This is a genomic window from Comamonas sp. GW821-FHT11H03 (assembly GCF_058807955.1).
In genome coordinates, this window is the sequence record NZ_JBXARF010000004.1 from 245,111 (window position 1) to 262,620 (window position 17,510).

The 17,510-nt window shown below is 60.6% G+C and carries 19 protein-coding genes; 16 read left to right on the plus strand and 3 right to left on the minus strand.

Annotated elements, in window-relative coordinates; genetic code table 11:
• Positions 1-3: 3 nt before the first annotated feature.
• On the minus strand, positions 4-810 hold the full coding sequence (gene dkgB, locus AC1RTQ_RS11610) for a 2,5-didehydrogluconate reductase DkgB (protein WP_492875857.1): 807 nt from the start codon (positions 808-810) through the stop codon (positions 4-6).
• A 391-nt stretch (positions 811-1,201) separates the two neighbouring features.
• Between dkgB and AC1RTQ_RS11615 the strand changes: the two genes are divergently transcribed.
• The 6 genes from AC1RTQ_RS11615 (at position 1,202) to adk (ending at position 6,991) form a co-directional block, all read left to right on the plus strand.
• Entirely contained in the window at positions 1,202-2,104 is a 903-nt protein-coding gene (locus tag AC1RTQ_RS11615; RefSeq protein ID WP_492875859.1) for a LysR substrate-binding domain-containing protein, read from the plus strand.
• A gap of 223 nt (positions 2,105-2,327) precedes the next feature.
• Positions 2,328-3,737, plus strand: coding sequence for a GntP family permease (locus AC1RTQ_RS11620; RefSeq protein WP_492875861.1), 1,410 nt, complete (start codon positions 2,328-2,330; stop codon positions 3,735-3,737).
• Positions 3,738-3,832: 95 nt separating this feature from the next.
• Entirely contained in the window at positions 3,833-4,876 is a 1,044-nt protein-coding gene (lpxK, locus tag AC1RTQ_RS11625; protein ID WP_492875863.1) for a tetraacyldisaccharide 4'-kinase, read from the plus strand.
• 96 nt (positions 4,877-4,972) lie between these two features.
• Entirely contained in the window at positions 4,973-5,164 is a 192-nt protein-coding gene (locus tag AC1RTQ_RS11630; protein ID WP_003054006.1) for a Trm112 family protein, read from the plus strand.
• Between the two features lie 3 nt (positions 5,165-5,167).
• A complete protein-coding gene (gene kdsB / locus AC1RTQ_RS11635; protein WP_302090266.1) occupies positions 5,168-5,944 on the plus strand; it encodes a 3-deoxy-manno-octulosonate cytidylyltransferase in 777 nt (258 codons plus the stop codon).
• A gap of 390 nt (positions 5,945-6,334) precedes the next feature.
• Entirely contained in the window at positions 6,335-6,991 is a 657-nt protein-coding gene (adk, locus tag AC1RTQ_RS11640) for an adenylate kinase (protein ID WP_003054002.1), read from the plus strand.
• Positions 6,992-7,283: 292 nt separating this feature from the next.
• Here adk and AC1RTQ_RS11645 read toward each other — a convergent pair whose 3' ends face one another.
• Complete coding sequence (locus tag AC1RTQ_RS11645) at positions 7,284-8,267, minus strand: asparaginase (protein WP_492875867.1); 984 nt, start codon at positions 8,265-8,267, stop codon at positions 7,284-7,286.
• A gap of 82 nt (positions 8,268-8,349) precedes the next feature.
• On the opposite strand from AC1RTQ_RS11645, the gene lexA reads away from it, so the two are divergent.
• The 4 genes from lexA (at position 8,350) to AC1RTQ_RS11665 (ending at position 10,895) form a co-directional block, all read left to right on the plus strand.
• Complete coding sequence (lexA, locus tag AC1RTQ_RS11650) at positions 8,350-9,021, plus strand: transcriptional repressor LexA (protein ID WP_492875869.1); 672 nt, start codon at positions 8,350-8,352, stop codon at positions 9,019-9,021.
• A 169-nt stretch (positions 9,022-9,190) separates the two neighbouring features.
• Positions 9,191-9,613, plus strand: coding sequence for a hypothetical protein (locus tag AC1RTQ_RS11655; RefSeq protein WP_492875870.1), 423 nt, complete (start codon positions 9,191-9,193; stop codon positions 9,611-9,613).
• A 430-nt stretch (positions 9,614-10,043) separates the two neighbouring features.
• Positions 10,044-10,289 (plus strand): hypothetical protein, encoded by a 246-nt coding sequence (locus AC1RTQ_RS11660; RefSeq protein WP_492875871.1) that lies wholly within the window; start codon positions 10,044-10,046, stop codon positions 10,287-10,289.
• 144 nt (positions 10,290-10,433) lie between these two features.
• Positions 10,434-10,895: a universal stress protein gene (locus AC1RTQ_RS11665; RefSeq protein WP_492875873.1), complete on the plus strand. Its 462-nt coding sequence runs from the start codon at positions 10,434-10,436 to the stop codon at positions 10,893-10,895.
• A gap of 306 nt (positions 10,896-11,201) precedes the next feature.
• On the opposite strand, the gene AC1RTQ_RS11670 is transcribed toward AC1RTQ_RS11665, so the two are convergent.
• The gene (locus AC1RTQ_RS11670) at positions 11,202-11,585 is read right to left on the minus strand and encodes a hypothetical protein (RefSeq protein ID WP_492875875.1); all 384 of its coding nucleotides are present in this window, start codon (positions 11,583-11,585) and stop codon (positions 11,202-11,204) included.
• A 702-nt stretch (positions 11,586-12,287) separates the two neighbouring features.
• Between AC1RTQ_RS11670 and AC1RTQ_RS11675 the strand changes: the two genes are divergently transcribed.
• The 6 genes from AC1RTQ_RS11675 to AC1RTQ_RS11700 all read left to right on the plus strand — a co-directional run bounded on the left by AC1RTQ_RS11675 (position 12,288) and on the right by AC1RTQ_RS11700 (position 17,354).
• Positions 12,288-12,596 carry a hypothetical protein gene (locus AC1RTQ_RS11675; protein WP_003053988.1) on the plus strand — a complete coding sequence of 103 codons (309 nt, stop codon included), beginning with the start codon at positions 12,288-12,290 and terminating at the stop codon, positions 12,594-12,596.
• A 94-nt stretch (positions 12,597-12,690) separates the two neighbouring features.
• Positions 12,691-13,095, plus strand: coding sequence for a DNA breaking-rejoining protein (locus tag AC1RTQ_RS11680; RefSeq protein ID WP_492875877.1), 405 nt, complete (start codon positions 12,691-12,693; stop codon positions 13,093-13,095).
• A gap of 84 nt (positions 13,096-13,179) precedes the next feature.
• Positions 13,180-13,821, plus strand: coding sequence for an FABP family protein (locus AC1RTQ_RS11685; protein ID WP_003053984.1), 642 nt, complete (start codon positions 13,180-13,182; stop codon positions 13,819-13,821).
• 641 nt (positions 13,822-14,462) lie between these two features.
• Positions 14,463-14,909, plus strand: a complete 447-nt coding sequence (locus AC1RTQ_RS11690) for a universal stress protein (protein ID WP_492875879.1) — start codon at positions 14,463-14,465, stop codon at positions 14,907-14,909.
• Between the two features lie 195 nt (positions 14,910-15,104).
• Complete coding sequence (locus tag AC1RTQ_RS11695) at positions 15,105-16,583, plus strand: metal-dependent hydrolase family protein (protein WP_492875881.1); 1,479 nt, start codon at positions 15,105-15,107, stop codon at positions 16,581-16,583.
• A 9-nt stretch (positions 16,584-16,592) separates the two neighbouring features.
• Positions 16,593-17,354, plus strand: a complete 762-nt coding sequence (locus AC1RTQ_RS11700; RefSeq protein ID WP_492875883.1) for a porin family protein — start codon at positions 16,593-16,595, stop codon at positions 17,352-17,354.
• The last annotated feature ends 156 nt before the right edge of the window (positions 17,355-17,510 follow it).

Here is a 17,510-nt window from a genome sequence, read left to right on the forward strand (position 1 = left end):
TTCTCAGTCCCACACAGGAGCCAGACCTTCGGGGCTGACTTCGCGGCCGTTGCGCTCCAGCGCCGCGATCAGCGCCATGTCTTCGGCATCCAGCCTGAGGTCGCGCGCCAGCAGATTGCTGGCCAGGTTCTCGCGCTTGGTGGATGACGGGATCACCGCATAACCCAGCTGCAGCGCCCAGGCCAGTGCCACCTGCGCCACCGTGGCCTGGTGCTTGCCCGCAATCTGCGCCAGCACCGGGTCCTTGAGCACCTTGCCGTAGGCCAGGGTCATGTAGGAAGTGACCTGAATGCCCTGCTCCTTGAGGAAGGCCGTCAGCTTGCGGCCTTGCAGATAGGGGCTAAGTTCGATCTGGTTGGTGGCAATCTCGCCCTGGCCCACGGCGGCGATGGCCTGGCGGGTCAGCTCGACATTGAAGTTGGAAATGCCGATCTGACGGGTCAGACCCCTGGCCTTGGCCTGGGCCAGCGCGTCCATGTACTCGGACAGGTCCACGCCGTTGCCGGGTGCGGGCCAGTGGATCAGGGTCAGGTCCACATAGTCGCTGCGCAGTTTCCTGAGGCTGTCCTGCAGGCTGGGGATCAGCTTGGCGCGGCTGTAATTGTCGGTCCAGATCTTGGTTGTGACAAACAGATCGCTGCGCGCCACACCGCTGTCGGCAATGGCCTGGCCGACTTCGGCTTCGTTGCCATAGATCTGCGCCGTGTCGACTGCGCGGTAGCCCACATCGAGTGCATTGCGCACCGAATCGATCACGGTCTGACCGGAGAGGCGGAAGGTACCGACGCCGAAGGAAGGAATATGGTTCATGAATTAACTCCTGAATGAGATTGAAGGCGGCAGCCGGTCCGCAGCTTGCATGTCTGCACTCCGAAGCAGCCTTCCCGACGCCTGAAGTTTGCCCAACTCATATTTGTAGATTAAGCCCTGTATTTCATAAATTCTTTTGAAATAAAATCAAATATAAAAACTCGAATCTTGCGCCAGCAGTGACTGATCTCCATCACCTTTGATGGCAACACGCGTCCCACCAGACATGCCTGTCATGCCCGCCGCAGGAATGCGGGCTTGCACGCCATCGGCAATGCGCCGGCGCCCAGGGTGAACAGCGCCACAGACGAGTTCCCAGGGCCGAGCACTCGGTTGATATTTGCAGATCAGGCTTTGGTATTCCCTCGATTTTCTTGAACTGAATTCAACAATGAAGACGACGCTCGACGAATTGCAGGCCTTTGTGGCCGTCGTGGACACGGGCACCATCACAGCCGCTTCGGAGCTGCTGGGCCTGACGATTTCAGCCACCAGCCGTACGCTGGGGCGTCTGGAAGAAAAGCTGCAGACCACGCTGCTGCGCCGCACCACCAGGCGCCTGCAACTCACCGAGGAAGGCGCCACTTTTTTGCAGCATGCCCGCGCCATTCTTGCATCGGTCGACGAAGCGGAGGAGCTGATGGCAGCGCGACGCATGCGGCCGGCGGGAAGATTGCGTGTCGATGCGGCCACCCCCTTCATGCTGCATGTGCTGGTGCCGCTGATCGCGGGATTTCGCTCGCGCTATCCCGAAGTCGAGCTCGAGCTGAACTCCAACGAAGGCATCATCGACCTGCTCGAGAGGCGCACCGATGTGGCATTTCGCATCGGCGTGCTCAAGGACTCCACGCTGCATGCCCGCCCGGTGGGCATCAGCCGCATACGCGTGCTGGCCAGCCCTGCCTATCTCAAGCGCCATGGCACACCGGTCAATGCGACCCAGCTCGCCCAGCACAGCCTGCTGGGCTTTACCCAGCCCGAGTCGCTCAACGACTGGCCGCTGCGCGACGCCGACGGCAACGCCGTGCGCATTCGCCCGGACATTGCCTCCTCCAGCGGCGAGACGCTCAGACAGATGGCGCTGGCCGGCCTGGGCATCGTCTGCCTGTCGGACTTCATGACGCGCGCAGACCGCGAGCAAGGTAGTCTGGTGCCGCTGTTCGGCAAGCAGACGCTGGATATCTGTCAGCCCATCAATGCGGTCTACTATCGAAACACCGCGCTGGCGGCGCGCATCACCTGCTTTGTGGACCATGTGGTGGAAACGCTGGGCAGCCGCCCCTTCGAGACCTGAGCGGCGCGAGCCGGCCCGGCGGCTGTCACACCTGTGTCGCGATGAAGCTGCGCAATGGGCCTGCTGCGCAGCAGCTCTCGACGAGAGCTATATCGCCGCAGCAGAGCACGCCATGGCAGGACGGCAGAATCGAGCTTCCGCGGCTGGCTCCTGCCGGCACGGCACAGACTGCGCTGCTTTTACTTGAACGCCGTAACTAAACGGTTTGCTTAGGGAGGTGCATGTGATCAGCATTTTGGGCATCGTTCTTTCACTCGGTCTACTCATCACTTTGGCCTATCGCGGCGTCAGCGTGCTGCTGCTGGCGCCACTGACAGCCCTGCTGGCCGTAGCCGTCAGTGCACCGTGGCTGATGCTGGCCAGCTACACCCAGATCTTCATGGTCAGCCTTGGCGGCTTTGTCATCGCCTACTTTCCGCTGTTCTTGCTGGGCGCGGTCTTCGGCAAGCTCATGGAAGCTTCGGGTGCGGCTCACATCATTGCCCAGGGCATTGCGGCAGCACTGGGCGAGCGGCGCGCCATACTCGCCGTGGTGCTGGCCTGTGCCGTTCTCACCTACGGCGGCGTTTCCTTGTTTGTCGTGGCCTTTGCGGTATATCCCATCGCCCTGGCGCTTTTTAGGCGTGCCGACATCCCGCGCCGCCTCATGCCGGCCACGATTGCGCTGGGAGCCTTCACCTTCACCATGACGGCGCTGCCCGGCACGCCGGCCATCCAGAACGCGATTCCCATGCCCTATTTCGGCACCACGCCATTCGCCGCGCCGGGGCTGGGCCTGATCGCCGCAGCCGTGATGCTGATGCTCGGGCTGTGGTGGCTGCACTGGCGCAGCGCGCAAGCGCGCGCCAGAGGCGAAGGCTTTACCGCCGGGGATGAAGCACAGCAGCCGGCAGACAAACTTGCTCCAGCGGCAGAGGCCACCCCCAGCCATCTGGAGCTGGGCAAGGCCTTGCTGCCTGTTGCCGTGGTGATCGCTCTGAACTATCTTTTATCGGTGCATGTGCTTCCGGGACTGGACACGCGCTATCTGGCCGAAGCCCGTTTCGGCGCCACCAGCATCGAGGCACTGCGCGGCATCTGGGCCGTGATTGCGGCCCTGACCGCGGCAATCTGCCTGCTGGTCGCCATGTGGTGGAGCCGCCTGCCACAGCTCAAGCAACTGCTCGACGAAGGTGCCAGCGCCTCGGCCCTGCCGCTGCTGAACACAGCCTCCCAGGTCGGTTATGGTGCGGTCATCGCCTCGCTGGCAGGCTTCACGCTGATACGCGATGCGGTGCTGAACATCTACCCGGACAACCCGCTGATCTCGATGTCGATCGCCATCAATATTCTGGCAGGCATCACCGGCTCGGCCTCGGGCGGCATGAGTATCGCCCTGCAGACCCTGGGCAGCACCTGGCTGCAGATGGGCGAGGCTGCAGGCCTGTCGCCTCAGCTGCTACACCGCGTCACGGCCGTCGCCACGGGCGGACTGGACACTTTGCCGCACAACGGCGCCGTCATCACCCTGCTGGGCATCTGCGGGCTCACGCATCGCCAGTCCTATCTGGACATTGCCATGGTGGCCATAGCCCCCGCCGTCGCTGCCCTTGCCGTCATCGTGGCGCTGGGCAGCCTGTTTGGCAGCTTTTGATCCCAAGCTCCCGGGATCAGGGCCCAGGTATTTGCGCATTGCGCAGGCCGGTTGGCGGCGGGAACTGCGGCCGCGCCCGTATGATCCGAACCCCTATGCCTCAAAACACCGTCCAAGCATCCTCCTCGCAACATGGCTTGCGCGCCCTCTGGCGCCAGCGTGGAGCGGGCGCCTGGCTGCTGTGGCCGCTATCGCTGGTCTATGGAGTGCTGCAGGCCTGGAATGCACGGCGCATGCGCAGCCGCCAGCAAAGCACCGGTGTGCCAGTCATCGTCGTTGGCAATGTGATTGCAGGCGGCGCGGGCAAGACCCCCGTGACTCAGGCCGTGGTGGCCCACCTCAAGGCCAGAGGCTGGCAGCCGGCCATCATCTCGCGCGGCTATGGCCGCAGGATAGAGAGCGGGCAGGATTGCCGCGAGGCCCTGCCCGACAGCCCCGCCAGCGAAGTCGGCGACGAACCCGCCCTGCTGGCGCGCAGCACCGGCGTGCCGGTCTTTGTTGCCTCCAGACGTCTGCAGGCGGCGCAAGCGCTGCGCCAGCGCTACCCGCAGGTCGATGTGATCGTGAGCGACGACGGCCTGCAACATCTGGCCCTGGCACGCGATGTGGAGTTGTGCGTCTTCAATGATGAAGGAGTCGGCAACGGCTTTTTGCTGCCCGCAGGCCCGCTGCGCGAGCCCTGGCCTCGCCCGGTGACGGCCACACTGCATGCCGGCCAGCCGCCCAGGCCGCTGGGCACGTCCCCGGCGTTCGCGCTGCAGCGCAGCTTGGCCGAGACCGCCTACAACGGCCATGGTCAGAGCATCCCGCTGCGCAGCCTGGCCGCTCAGAGCCCGGAGGCCGTGGCCGCCGTGGCACGCCCCGAGTCCTTTTTTGCCATGCTGGCCGCGCAGGGCATCACTGCGGCGGCAACCCAGGCCCTGCCCGATCACTATGATTTCGAGAGCTTCTCGCGCAAGCTGGAAAACGACAAACCCTTGATTTGCACCGAAAAAGATGCCGTCAAGCTCTGGCGCAGCCATCCTGAGGCCTGGGCCGTGCCCCTTGAGCTGCAGCTGCCACAGGCCTTCTGGGAGCTGCTGGATGCGCAGCTGGCCAAGGCCAACGCCAATATTCGCCGCGGTGACAAGCCAGGCTGACTATCATTGGGCCTATGGATCAACAGCGTTTGATCACCTCTTTTTGCAGCGCCAGCTCACTGCCGGCGCCCTCATCCCGTTTTGCAGGAATACTCCATGGACGCCAAACTTCTCGAACTGCTGGTCTGCCCCGTCACCAAGGGCCCGCTGCGCTTTGACCGCGAGCATCAGGAGCTGATCAGCCACAGCGCGCGTCTGGCCTATCCCGTGCGCGACGGCATCCCGGTGCTGCTGGAAAACGAAGCCCGCACCCTGTCCGACGACGAGCTGGAAGAAGAAAAGCAATAACCCATGAGCTATACGGTACTGATCCCGGCCCGCCTGTCCTCGACCCGTCTGCCCGGCAAGCCGCTGGCCGATATTGCCGGCTTGCCGATGGTGGTGCGTGTGGCCCAGCGCGCGGCTCTGGCCGGTGCAGCCCGTTGCGTGGTGGCGGCCGACGACGAAAGCATTGTCGCGGCCTGCGCCCGGCATGACGTCCAGGCCATCCTGACGCGCAAGGATCATCCCAGCGGCAGCGACCGCCTGGCCGAAGCCTGTGAGCAACTGGGCCTGTCCGGCGACGATGTGGTCGTCAATGTGCAGGGCGACGAGCCGCTGATCGACCCCAAGCTCATCGAGGCCGTGGCACAACTGCTGCTGGCCCGCCCCGAAGCCAGCATGGGCACGGCAGCCCATCCTATTGACAGCCTGACGGATTACCGCAACCCGAATGTGGTGAAGGTGGTCTGTGACGCAAAGGGTCTGGCCAGCTATTTCAGCCGCGCGCCCATCCCTTTCTCGCGCGACCACGGCGATGAAGCCTGGTGGCAGACGGCGGCCCCCCAGGCCGGTCACACAGGTTTCACACCGCTGCGCCATATTGGCATCTACAGCTACAAGGCAGGTTTTCTGCGCGAGTTCCCACAACTGGCACCCGCGCCGACCGAAGCCATGGAGCAGCTGGAGCAGTTGCGCGCCCTCTGGCACGGCCACCGCATTGCCGTGCATATCACGCCCGATGCACCGGGTGCCGGCGTGGACACGCCCGAAGACCTTGAGCGCGTGCGCGCTGTTTTTGCTGTTTGAGAAAAAGACCTGCGCACTTTGGCGACACCGGTGCGCAGGCCGTCTTCATCCAGGGCTGCTCACCCATCCAGCCGGCAGCAGCCCCGTCGGCCAGAGCCATCCCAAAGGGCCCCAGGCCAGTCCAGGAAAGCGCTGATCGCTATACTTTCCGCATAGTCCGAATAGCATATGTAACGGCTTGGGCACCTGGATTACAACTACAGCAATCGCGTTTGCAGCGGATACATGCCCTCGATTGGCCGCACTTGTGACAGCCTTGACTGAATTGTGTAAGCCTGTGTTGGTCTTGTGCATGCTATCCTTGCCCGCGAAAAAATACTGCCCGGGGACTACGGACGACCACCCGTCCGCCTGGGCCAACAAGAATTTCTACTCTCCTCAAGGATTTCCATGAAACTGATTTTGTTGGGTGCACCCGGCGCAGGCAAAGGCACTCAGGCGGCCTTTATTTGCCAAAAGTACGGTATCCCTCAAATCTCCACGGGCGACATGCTGCGCGCCGCCGTCAAGGCTGGCACCCCTCTGGGTCTGCAAGCCAAGGCCGTGATGGACGCCGGCCAGTTGGTCAGCGACGATCTGATCATCAACCTGGTCAAGGAACGCATTGCTCAGCCCGACTGCGCCAAGGGTTTCCTGTTTGACGGCTTCCCCCGCACCATCCCCCAGGCCGACGCCATGAAGGCTGCCGGCGTGAAGCTGGACTATGTGCTGGAAATCGATGTGCCCTTTGACGCCATCATCGAACGCATGAGCGGCCGCCGCAGCCACCCCGCCTCGGGCCGCACCTACCACGTCAAGTTCAATCCTCCCAAGGTGGAAGGCAAGGACGATGTGACCGGTGAAGACCTGGTGCAGCGCGAAGACGACAAAGAAGAAACCGTCAAGAAGCGCCTGGACGTCTACAGCAACCAGACCCGTCCTCTGGTGGACTACTACAGCAACTGGGCCAAGGCCGATGCGGCAGCGGCCCCCAAGTACCGCGCCATTAGCGGCACAGGCAGCGTGGAAGAGATCACCGAACGCGCTCTGGCCGCTCTGGCCTCCTGATCGCCCTGATCACTCGCGCATGCGAGCCTTACCGACTTTTCGCGGTAGGGCATTTCTGCGCGCAAAAAGGCCGGTGTCTTCACCGGCCTTTTTTGTTCTCGAACCTCAAGCTCCTGGCCATTCGGCCGGCATCCGTCCGATGCGGCATCCGTCCGATGCGGCAAGCTGCACCGAGGTGGAGTTGCCTCCATCAATATTCATAGCTACCTGCGCTTATTCTCATTAGGTCTTAGACAAATAACATCATAGATTCACCGTATCACAAGGGAAGCAAGCTATTAAAATAATAGCATCAAACCAATGTGTGGGGCCAGCCCATCAGCTCCAGCATCAGGCTGATTCTGGTCTTGGCCGCAGGCAGACTGCTCACGCGGCTATCCCGTGCACCCTGAGCCTGCACCACCTGCCCCTCCTCGCACCGGGTTGTGATACGCAAAGTCATGCCCTGCGCCTGCGCCCAGTCCAGGGCTGGCCCCAATGCCTGATGGACGGTGCCATTGCCCGTTCCCACCACCACCACGGCACGCACGCCTTGCGCATGCCAGGCCTGCATTACCGCCAGCGCCACGGCACTGTTGCAGCCGGCATGGCTGTGCAACAACTCCACCTGGGGCCATTGAGCTGCGGGCGGTAAAGCGATCTCAGGCGAGCCAGCCGAAGCAGCCATGGGCAGTCCGCCCGTTGCCCAGCGCAGCCGCCCCTCTTCCACCCAACCCTGCGGACCGGCGCCGCTGCCATCAAAGGCATCCACACGGTAGGGATGCACCTTGCGCACCTGGCGCGCGCTGAACACCCGGCCCGCCACCACGGCAAGCACACCGCGGCCAGCAGCCTGCGTATCGGCCGCACAGGCCACGGCATCACGCAGATTGCCCGGGCCGTCTGCCGAAATGGCTGTGGCCGGGCGCATGGCGCAGGTCAACACCACGGGCTTAGTCGGGCGCAGGACACATTGCAGAAACCAGGCGGTTTCCTCCAGGGTGTCCGTGCCGTGGGTGATGACAATGCCGCTCACATCATCACGCGCGAGCAGCTCTGCACAGCGCAGCGCGAGTGCATGCCAGGTTGCGTGATCCATATCCTTGCTGTCCAGCTGCGCCAGTTGCTCCGCCTGCAAAGATGCAGAAGCAACGCGCTCCAGGTCCGGCACAGCCTGCAGCAGTTGGACCACACCCAGTTCGGCCGCACGGTAGCCCACACTGGCGCCAGCCTGCTCTGCAACACCGGCAATCGTGCCACCGGTGCCCAGGATGAAGATATTTTTGTCACGTTCCACTTGCAGTCCTCTTCAAACTGATTAAAAATACAGGTACTGGATGAACACACAGTGTTCATCATTGATCGATCAAGGAATGCCCATGGACCACCCCAAGCTCACTCCCCGCCAGCAGCAGATTCTGGACCTCATCCAGTCCACCATCGCTCGCACGGGTGCGCCCCCGACCCGGGCCGAGATTGCCAGTACCTTTGGCTTCAAGTCGGCCAATGCCGCAGAAGAGCATTTGCAGGCACTGGCCCGCAAGGGCGTCATCGATCTGGTCAGCGGCACATCGCGCGGCATTCGCCTGCGCGCCGATACCGTGCGCACCATCAATGCGGCACGCGGTGCCAGCTTTGCGCTGCCGCTCGCGGCTCTGGCCCCGCTGGTGCTTCCCCTGGTCGGCCGCGTCGCTGCCGGCTCGCCCATTCTGGCCCAGGAACATATCGATCAGAGCTATTCAGTCGAGCCCAGCCTGTTTGCCGCCAAGCCCGATTACCTGCTCAAAGTGCGTGGCATGTCCATGCGTGACGCGGGCATCATGGACGGTGACCTGCTGGCGGTACAGGCTACGCATGAAGCGCGCAACGGCCAGATTGTGGTGGCCCGCCTCGGTGATGACGTCACCGTCAAGCGCTTCAAGCGCACGCCTCAGGGCATCGAGCTGCTGCCCGAGAACCCCGACTACAAGATCATTCACGTCGATCCTGAAGAGCCATTCGCCATCGAAGGCCTGGCCGTAGGCCTTATCCGCAACAGCATGTTCATGTAACGGGCAGACGGCGTCCCTTCGTCTATGCAGCGCAGGCACTGAGCCTCTTTCCCTCTCAAGCCCAGGCGGTAGGCGCGAAGCCGTTGAGCTTCGCCCTGGGCGGAGCTTTGCCTCAAGAATGCAATCCTGCCCCTATCCATGCCGCAAGGTCATCAAAAGGAGTTGCCAAATGGGATTCGCCACATCACTGCAGACTTTGACACGCCTGACTCTGAAGAGTCTGCCTGCCACGCTGTCGCTCAACCCGAACTTCAGCTCCGATGACGCAAGCAAAGCCGCTGCACAACCCGTATCGTTCACTACCAATCGTCCAAAGGCGAAGCAGATCAGCATTCCTGTCATGCGCGCCAACCGCGGCCGCAGTCGTCCAGGCAGCAATACGCTTTATCCTCAGGCCTTTGCAGCGCCCCCAGAGCTGCAATCGCTGGTAACCGATGAGTCGACGCAAACTGCTTCTCCGCGACTTCTCAAAATCGTGCAGCGAGAACCGCGCAAGCAGCCCGAATGCCTGCTGATCTGCGGACGCATGGCCGATGTCTGCGCCGCGCTGGAGCGTATGGCACTCCATGAGCAAACAGCCCCGCAAATCTGAAAGCACAGTGAGGTTTGACTGCCTGCACTTATGCAGCTCAAGCATGCAGCCCGAGCCCGAACTGCGATAGGCCTGCAGGCGATGCAACATAGCTTCCATATGCATCCAGCAGAAAGCCATCTCAACGCTCTTGACCCATCGGCCGGCAGATACGGCGCCAGACAATTCTGTCAACAGTGCACAGGCGAAAAATTCGATATCGTCAGAGCAGGCCCTCTGCATTTGCGCCGAACGATCTGGATCGCCATGTAAATTTTTTGCTGACGTTCTGCCTGGGCCTGTCCGTGGAACGCATTTCGCACAAGCCTCGCAGCCTTAAGAACTCCTTGTCAGGCGCGAATATCCGTTAGAACGGATACCCGGATCAGGGTATTGCGGCACCTCTTCGACAGTGGAAACATTCATATACACATGTCAACGAGGGCGTCTTATGAGTGCCTACCGCAAGCTCTTGCAGCACATACAGGCCAAAGACGCCAATGGAGGCCTGCGCCTGATTCTGGTCTATCAGAGTTTTGATGAGGTCGACATGCCGCATGGCATCTCCATACGCCCATCTGCCATTTACTTTGAAACTGCCGATCACCAAGAGGTCAACTGGCTCAATCCACAGCAATTCGAGATAGAGGCCACTGGCGAAATCCTCAATCGCATTCCTCCCTCGCCCGAGGAATGAGACCACTCGACACGACCGCCCATCGTTACAGAGTCTTACCTCCTGTCTACAACTCTGCTGCTTGCAAGAACTAGGCATTGCGCGGCTCGAAATATTGGAATAGATTGACTCTCAGGCACATCTTCCGGCATCAGGAGGCTGAACATGTTCAAGCACCTGCTCATTCCCACCGATGGCACCAAACTGTCAGAGGCTGCGGTGCGTGCTGGCGTTCTACTTGCACGTGAACAAGGCGCCAAGGTGACTAGCCTTTATGTCATGCCCGATTACCGCGCCATCATCTACGGCGCAGACGCGCTGTTGACTTACAACAGCGCAGAGTTCGAGCGAAGTGCCAACAGCGATGCAGATGCGGCTTTGCAGTTCGTTGACCAGATTGCCAGGCCTGAAGGCGTACCCTGCAACTTTGTGCGAGTCACCCACGCCTCTGTTTACCAAGCTATTGTTCAACAGGCGCAGGAATTGCAATGTGACCTGATTTGCATGGCTTCACACGGTCGCAAAGGTATCGGCGGAATTTTGCTGGGCAGCGAAACCCAGCGCGTTCTGACGCACAGCCATGTCCCGGTGCTGGTACACCGGCCCGCCTCCACCGGCAAACATTAAGGAGCCAGAAATATCGAATAGCAGTCCTGCACGTCGCACGCTTGCCTCGATACAAGATGGGCTCAAGCGACGTGCAGGTCATGGCTACAAAATGCAGGCCAGCCAGTCAGGAGTTGCTGGCCTCACCCGATGGGGCAACCTGTCAACCGTTCAAACGCGTCAGCAACAGTGCAAGAGCGATAAACGGCGATTGAGGCCAAAGTAACGCCTCTGCCAACTATTCAAATGCATTGACTGTGTGAGCTGCAGAACCGGATCGAGAGGACCCCAAAACTTGCCCGCCTTGCGCGGGCATTTTTTTGGCTGCTACGCACATCGCTCCGATACTTCTCCCAATCGCTCACGGTACCCAGGCAAGGTGAACAGAATCTGGAGATTCTCCGAGTCCATTTGCTGCACTACGATGGAGCCGTCTTCGTGCAGATAGATCCGCACAGTGTGTGCATCATCCAGATCCCAGTGTGCAACGCTCGTGTTCACCCCCCGCCAGCCATGCTCCTCGCACAGTCGACGCCGACGCAAGGCCTTCAAAAATTCCGGCGAGGCACCAAGCTCTGCATTGGTTTGCACCCAGCTGTCGATCACCAACTCATAAGCCATCTGCTGCGTATGGCAAGGCTTGGCCAGCTTCATATGTCTGATCCAGGCATCCAGACGGGAGGCAAAAGTGTATTGCAGGTGGTGGGACATGGGCTCTTTTTGTAATTCAGTAGGGCATCGGGCCAGAAAGCCACTTGCACATCAAAATCAGAATTTTCCTACGCCCAATTTACCGAAAAGTGCAGCAGAAACAAAATCTACATCACCAACAGGTTCAGGGTTTAACACTGTTTGATGGATGACCTGAGAGACAACTGGCAAAGTGAGAATGGCCAGAGCCACGGTGAACCCTGAGCCTGCACGGTGACATATCTCAAGGATTGGATAAGCCGGCTTTCGGACGCTTTCCAGCTGTTCAGCCACCGCTTTGCCAAGTATTTCGGGAGTGCCTACCGATGACTTGCTTGCTGGAATTCAGCCATCCTTTCAATGACTCAGGACTCAAGCATCGACATCCTGACATTCAATGCTCTGCCTCTAAAAATTGTCATCATCAGGCAACTTTTACGCTCAAACCCATGCCAGCTCAAGATAGATTTCATTAAAAAAATCTATCTTTTCACTCAGTTACTTAGCACGGCCACTTCATCAAGAAAAGATGACAGCTGCACCGGCAAAGCACCTCCTCTGCGCTTCAAAGAAGCTCACACATCAGATCTGTTCTATCCATTAGCGAGATCTGTAAGTGCCTACATACTTTCTTACATCCGCTTGATACAACATCAGTCAAATGCAATGAAATGTCAGCTCGCAGGTCCTGCGGCAAGCCGTTGAGCAACAGGGAGTGTCGTCATGAGAAAAGTTAATCCTGCCGCCAAGAACGCGAACCGCGCTTTTGTTCGTCTGCACACGTATGTGACCAAGCAATTCGACTGGGATCTCTTCACCAAGGACTACCGTGTAGTCCTGCACACAGACGAGGACGGAGGCGTCACGCTCTACATCGTCAAGGTCTTCGACAAGGATGGACAGCCTGCCGCACTAGGGCCAAAGATACCCAACCAGATTACGTTCTCTTACCGTCAGGCTCCCATCATGTCGGTATGGACAGAGTTCTTCAACGACGGCAAATTCAGTTGGCGCAATGTTTCCTGCCGCTAGGGCGCGGCGGTGGGGGATGAAGGCCCGGCTGTCGACATAGACACCCGCCGCTGCGCCAGGAGCGCCATCCTGTCAACACATTCAGGAGAGTTGCATGACCCGCTTCCAACCGATGCTTGCAACTGCTGCCCTGCTCAGTCTCATAACGCTACATCTCAGCAGCAGCTCCATGGCACAGGCCGCCTTTACAACCCCGGGCGGCTACACCAACTCCTACAGCGGCCAGATCACGGGCAACGGCATCGTGCAATACGGGCTCGAGACGCGGCCCTTCCAGCGCATGACCGTCACGCTCAATACCAACAACCCGTCCAGCCAGATGACCGTCTTCAAGGACGGCACTGCCCAGCCTCTATGCCAAGGCTCTGCCAACAACAACATCTGCACCTTCCGCATCGAGCGTGGTGCCAGCTACCGCGTGCTTATCTTCCTCACGCGTGAAGCAGCCCTGCGCGGCGAAAGCGCACGCTTTACGCTCACCACCGAAGAAAGCACCTGACGGCTTGACTGCCAACAAGAACACCTCAGTCCGTGGCTTGTAAACTGGCTCTAACAGATTCAACGTGAAAGCCCGTTACACGATATGGAAAACTTTCCCAAAGACATCTACACCGAGCCTACGCCCGATGTGAATACCCTGGCCAACCTCGGCCCCCTCACCGGCATGGCCGGCGTCTGGACCGGCAAGCGCGGCCTGGACATCAATCCCAAGGCTGACGGGCCCGAAAAGCAGGCCTTTATCGAGCACATGGAGTGCCAGCCCATCGATGCGCAAACCAACGGCCCACAGCTCTTCTATGGCCTGCGCTACCACACGCGCATCGTCAAGCCCGACGACGTGGAAACCTTTCACGACCAGGTCGGTTACTGGCTGTGGGAGCCTGCCACCGGCAACATCATCCAGACCCTGACCATCCCGCGCGGGCAGACCGCCATGGCCACGGGCAAGACCACGGCCGATGCCACCAGCTTCACCCTCAGGGCCGAGCGCGGCTCCACCGTCAACGGCATCTCCAGCAACCCGTTTCTGGAGCACGCCTTCAGAACCGACGCCTATACCATCACCGTCACCAAGCACTCAGACGGCACCTGGTCGTACGAGCAGGAAACCACGTTGACCATCCCCGGTCAGAGCGAGCCTTTTGCCCATACCGACCGCAACACCTTGCACAAGATTGGCGAGCCCACGCCCAACCCAACGGCAAGGGCCGCAGTTGAAATCTGATTGGCGCTCTCAAGGGACTCGACGCCACGGCCGAATTCACTGGCTCCACAGGGCGCACACTCCCCGATTACCGCATCGTCCGCGATGGCCTTACGCTGCTGGTCATGGACCTAGGGGCAAGAAGGCGCTGGCCTGCAAACTGGCCTATGTAGATGCCTTTCAACGCATGGAGGCCATTCGCAGCAAGCTGTCGGCATTCGGCACATGGCGCTAGCCTTCAATCTGGTCGCGAAGGCTGCACCGCACTGCGTTCAAGACTTTCATACAGGGCGATGCCGACAAATGACAGCACAGCGGCCACCTACTGAGCCTGGATTACGGCCGCCCACCCGCGCCATGCACAGTCGATTGAGACCGACCTGATACCGGCCTCCTTCGACAGCCTGCCAGCCGGCAACAGCCGCAGGGCATGCTGCGCATGACGTTCGGATAGTCTGCTTTTGATAGCTTCTAACGCTTTATGGATAAGGGCTTGAGGCGGCTTTTACCCGCGCCTTCATAAATTTGATTTCCATCAATAAACCGTCTGAATACTCATTTCAAGATGTTGCATTAGCAGCCCTGGAGTGTGAGTATGAGTTCAGTGATCGGTCGAATTGATTTGGCAACAAGACGCGCACTTATGCGCAAGGAGGCTGGATATGTTCAAGCACATTTTGATTCCTACGGACGGCTCGAAACTTTCTGAGGCCGCGCTGCGCGCGGGCATACAACTGGCCAAGGAACAAGGCGCACAGGTGACGGCGCTGTATGTGATGCCGGATTACGCAGCCATGATTTACGGAGCCGAGGCGCTGATCGCCTACAACTCTGCAGAGTTCGACAAGAGCGCCCAGAAGGAAGCAGATCAGGTGTTGCAAACTGCCCTGGGCATTGCCAAAACCGAGGGCGTGGCCTGCCAGACGGTGCGGGTAACGAATATCTCCATCAATCAGGCCATCATCAAGCAGGCGCAGGAGGGTAACTGCGATCTGATCTGCATGGCATCACACGGCCGCAAGGGCATTGCCGGCATTTTGCTGGGCAGCGAGACCCAGCGCGTACTGGTCAACAGCAGCATTCCGGTTCTGGTGCATCGCCCGGTTTAAGCCTGATCGACTGCAGCGCAGCCACTTCCCGGCCGCTCTCATACTGCAAACAACGCCCCATCGCCCTCGTGCGGTGGGGCGCTTTTTCATGGCCGATCGTCGTGTAGCATCGGTGCATCAAATTGTGAGCCTTTGGTTCCATTTGTCACGCCGGCAGCGGCGTCTCTTGTTCATTTTGAAAAAAGGGAAAAGCAGATGAGTCACGCAATCGCAACCGATGCCGGCCTGACGTGGCAGACCGGCCCGATTCGCCCCAGAGCCTGCACCTGCGGCAGCGTGGTGTGCCAGTTGCTGCATGAGCGGGTGATGAGCGATATGTCGCGCCGCATGTTTGTGGGTGGCGTGGCAGCGACGATGGCTCCGTTTGTGGGCCTGCATGCGGCCGAGCCCGGTGCCGGCGGCACGCCTAAGCAGGCCGACCGCCCCGTGTTGCTGACCAATCTGCGCCTGTTTGACGGTACGGGCAAGTCGGTGCGCCAAGGCGTGCAGGTGCTGATCCAGGGCAAGCTGATTGCCGCCCTACCCTCTGCCGGCGAGAAGGTAGAAGGTGCGCAAGTGATCGACTGCCAGGGCAAGCTGGTGATGCCGGGCATGATCGATACGCACTGGCACACCATGCTGGCGGCCGTGCCGCAAATGACGGCCATGACGGCAGATCTGGGCTATCTGTACATCTGCGCCGCACAAGAGGCGCAGCGCACGCTGATGCGCGGCTTCACTGCGGTGCGCGATGCGGGCGGCCCCGCCTTTGCGCTCAAGCGCGCGATCGACGAGGGTATGGTCCCGGGCCCGCGCATCTATCCGAGCGGGGCAATGATTTCTCAGACCTCGGGCCATGGCGACTTCCGCCTTCGCAGCGATATTCCGCGTGCAGCGAACGAGCCGCTGAGCATGGTGGAGCAAACCGGCGTGGCCATGATTGCGGACGGCGAGGCCGAGGTGCTGCGCCGCGTGCGCGAGCAGTTGATGCTGGGGGCATCGCAAATCAAGATACTGGCAGGCGGCGGCGTGGCATCGCTGTACGACCCGCTGGACAGCACCCAGTTCACCGAGAAGGAGCTGCGCGCCGGCGTGGAAGCCGCCGCAGACTGGAACACCTATGTGATGTCGCATGTTTACACGCCCAAAGGCATCAAACGGGCCATCAAGGCGGGCGTGAAGAGCATTGAACACGGCCAGTTGGCCGACGAGGAAAGCGTGCGCATGATGCGCGACGAGGGCGTGTGGTGGAGTCTGCAGCCGTTTCTGCAGGACGAGGACGCCAACCCCTACACCGATGCAGTGCGCCGCGAGAGCCAGTTGCGCGTGGCCCAGGGCACAGTGCGCGCCTATGAGATGGCGCAGAAGTACGGCATCAAGACGGGCTGGGGCACGGACATTCTGTTCAGCCCCAAGGGCACTGTCACACAAGGCAAGCAACTGGCCAAGCTGACGCGCTTTTATGACCCAATGACGCTGCTGAAGCAGGCCACGGGCACCAACGGCGAGCTCCTGGCCCTGTCGGGCGAGCGCAACCCCTACCCCCAGCCGCTGGGACGTATCGCCCCTGGCGCATTTGCCGATCTTCTGGTGGCCGATGGCGACCCGACGGTGAATCTGGACTTCCTGAGCAACCCGGAACAGAACCTGCGCCTGATCATGAAGGACGGCAAGGTACACAAGAACACGCTGTAAGGAAGACAAATGACGCAGCACATCAACACCACTGCGGGCATGGCAGCGGCGGCGCTGACCGTGGGCCTGCTGGCAGGCACGCAGGCCTGGGCGCAGGACAAGGCGGCGGCCGATGCATGGCGCTATCAGCTCACGCCCTATGTATGGATGACGGGGCTGGACGGCAGCGTCCGCCCATTCAGGGGCGCGCCCACCGTCAACATGAACAAGTCGTTCTCGGACATTCTGGAGAATCTGGACGCTGCAGCCTTTGTGAACGGCACGGCGCGCAAGGGGCAATATGTGCTGCAGGGCGACTTCAGCTACGCAGCTACATCGGACCAGGCCGCCCTGCCCCTGGGCCTGAGTGCCAATGCCAAGATTCGTCAGACCTCGCTGACGATGACCGGCGGGCACAACTGGATGCTGAGCCCCCAGTCGAGCTTCGACCTGATGGCGGGCCTGCGCCTGTGGCAGATCAAGGCCGAAGTGAATGTGCCAGGGGTGGGTTCGGCGCAGTCCAACACCTCGTTCGTCGACCCCGTGGTCGCCGCACGCTGGCGCTACGACATTGCGCCGCGCTGGTCCGGCTTGCTGTATGCCGATATGGGCGGGCTGGATGTGGGTTCGAAGTTCACCTGGCAGGTGCACGGTTCGGTGAACTACCAGGTCAAGGAAAACATTTTTGTGTCCATAGGCTACCGCCACCTGAGCGTGGACTACCGTGACAATGGCAAGCGACTGGACTTCAGCCAGAGCGGCCCGATCGTCGGAGCGACGTTCAGGTTCTGATCACCACCAGCGGATAGACAATACCCAGCCCGTCAGACCAGCGGTCTGTAATGCCACATGCAGCGACGGCATATGCGATGGCAATCGCTGCGGGCGAACCGGGCTGCGCCAGGCCCTCGATAGCGCTGGATTACCTAGTGCACGATCTCGCTCAGT

Excerpts from the sequence above, each read along its gene's own strand:
- AC1RTQ_RS11670 (WP_492875875.1), bottom strand. The coding sequence starts at position 11,585 with ATGTCCCACCACCTGCAATACACTTTTGCCTCCCGTCTGGATGCCTGG.
- lpxK (WP_492875863.1), top strand. The coding sequence starts at position 3,833 with ATGCCTCAAAACACCGTCCAAGCATCCTCCTCGCAACATGGCTTGCGC.
- AC1RTQ_RS11630 (WP_003054006.1), top strand. The coding sequence starts at position 4,973 with ATGGACGCCAAACTTCTCGAACTGCTGGTCTGCCCCGTCACCAAGGGC.
- AC1RTQ_RS11700 (WP_492875883.1), top strand. The coding sequence starts at position 16,593 with ATGACGCAGCACATCAACACCACTGCGGGCATGGCAGCGGCGGCGCTG.
- AC1RTQ_RS11695 (WP_492875881.1), top strand. The coding sequence starts at position 15,105 with ATGAGTCACGCAATCGCAACCGATGCCGGCCTGACGTGGCAGACCGGC.
- AC1RTQ_RS11660 (WP_492875871.1), top strand. The coding sequence starts at position 10,044 with ATGAGTGCCTACCGCAAGCTCTTGCAGCACATACAGGCCAAAGACGCC.
- AC1RTQ_RS11685 (WP_003053984.1), top strand. The coding sequence starts at position 13,180 with ATGGAAAACTTTCCCAAAGACATCTACACCGAGCCTACGCCCGATGTG.
- AC1RTQ_RS11680 (WP_492875877.1), top strand. The coding sequence starts at position 12,691 with ATGACCCGCTTCCAACCGATGCTTGCAACTGCTGCCCTGCTCAGTCTC.
- lexA (WP_492875869.1), top strand. The coding sequence starts at position 8,350 with ATGGACCACCCCAAGCTCACTCCCCGCCAGCAGCAGATTCTGGACCTC.
- AC1RTQ_RS11690 (WP_492875879.1), top strand. The coding sequence starts at position 14,463 with ATGTTCAAGCACATTTTGATTCCTACGGACGGCTCGAAACTTTCTGAG.
- AC1RTQ_RS11675 (WP_003053988.1), top strand. The coding sequence starts at position 12,288 with ATGAGAAAAGTTAATCCTGCCGCCAAGAACGCGAACCGCGCTTTTGTT.
- dkgB (WP_492875857.1), bottom strand. The coding sequence starts at position 810 with ATGAACCATATTCCTTCCTTCGGCGTCGGTACCTTCCGCCTCTCCGGT.
- AC1RTQ_RS11615 (WP_492875859.1), top strand. The coding sequence starts at position 1,202 with ATGAAGACGACGCTCGACGAATTGCAGGCCTTTGTGGCCGTCGTGGAC.
- AC1RTQ_RS11665 (WP_492875873.1), top strand. The coding sequence starts at position 10,434 with ATGTTCAAGCACCTGCTCATTCCCACCGATGGCACCAAACTGTCAGAG.
- kdsB (WP_302090266.1), top strand. The coding sequence starts at position 5,168 with ATGAGCTATACGGTACTGATCCCGGCCCGCCTGTCCTCGACCCGTCTG.
- AC1RTQ_RS11655 (WP_492875870.1), top strand. The coding sequence starts at position 9,191 with ATGGGATTCGCCACATCACTGCAGACTTTGACACGCCTGACTCTGAAG.
- adk (WP_003054002.1), top strand. The coding sequence starts at position 6,335 with ATGAAACTGATTTTGTTGGGTGCACCCGGCGCAGGCAAAGGCACTCAG.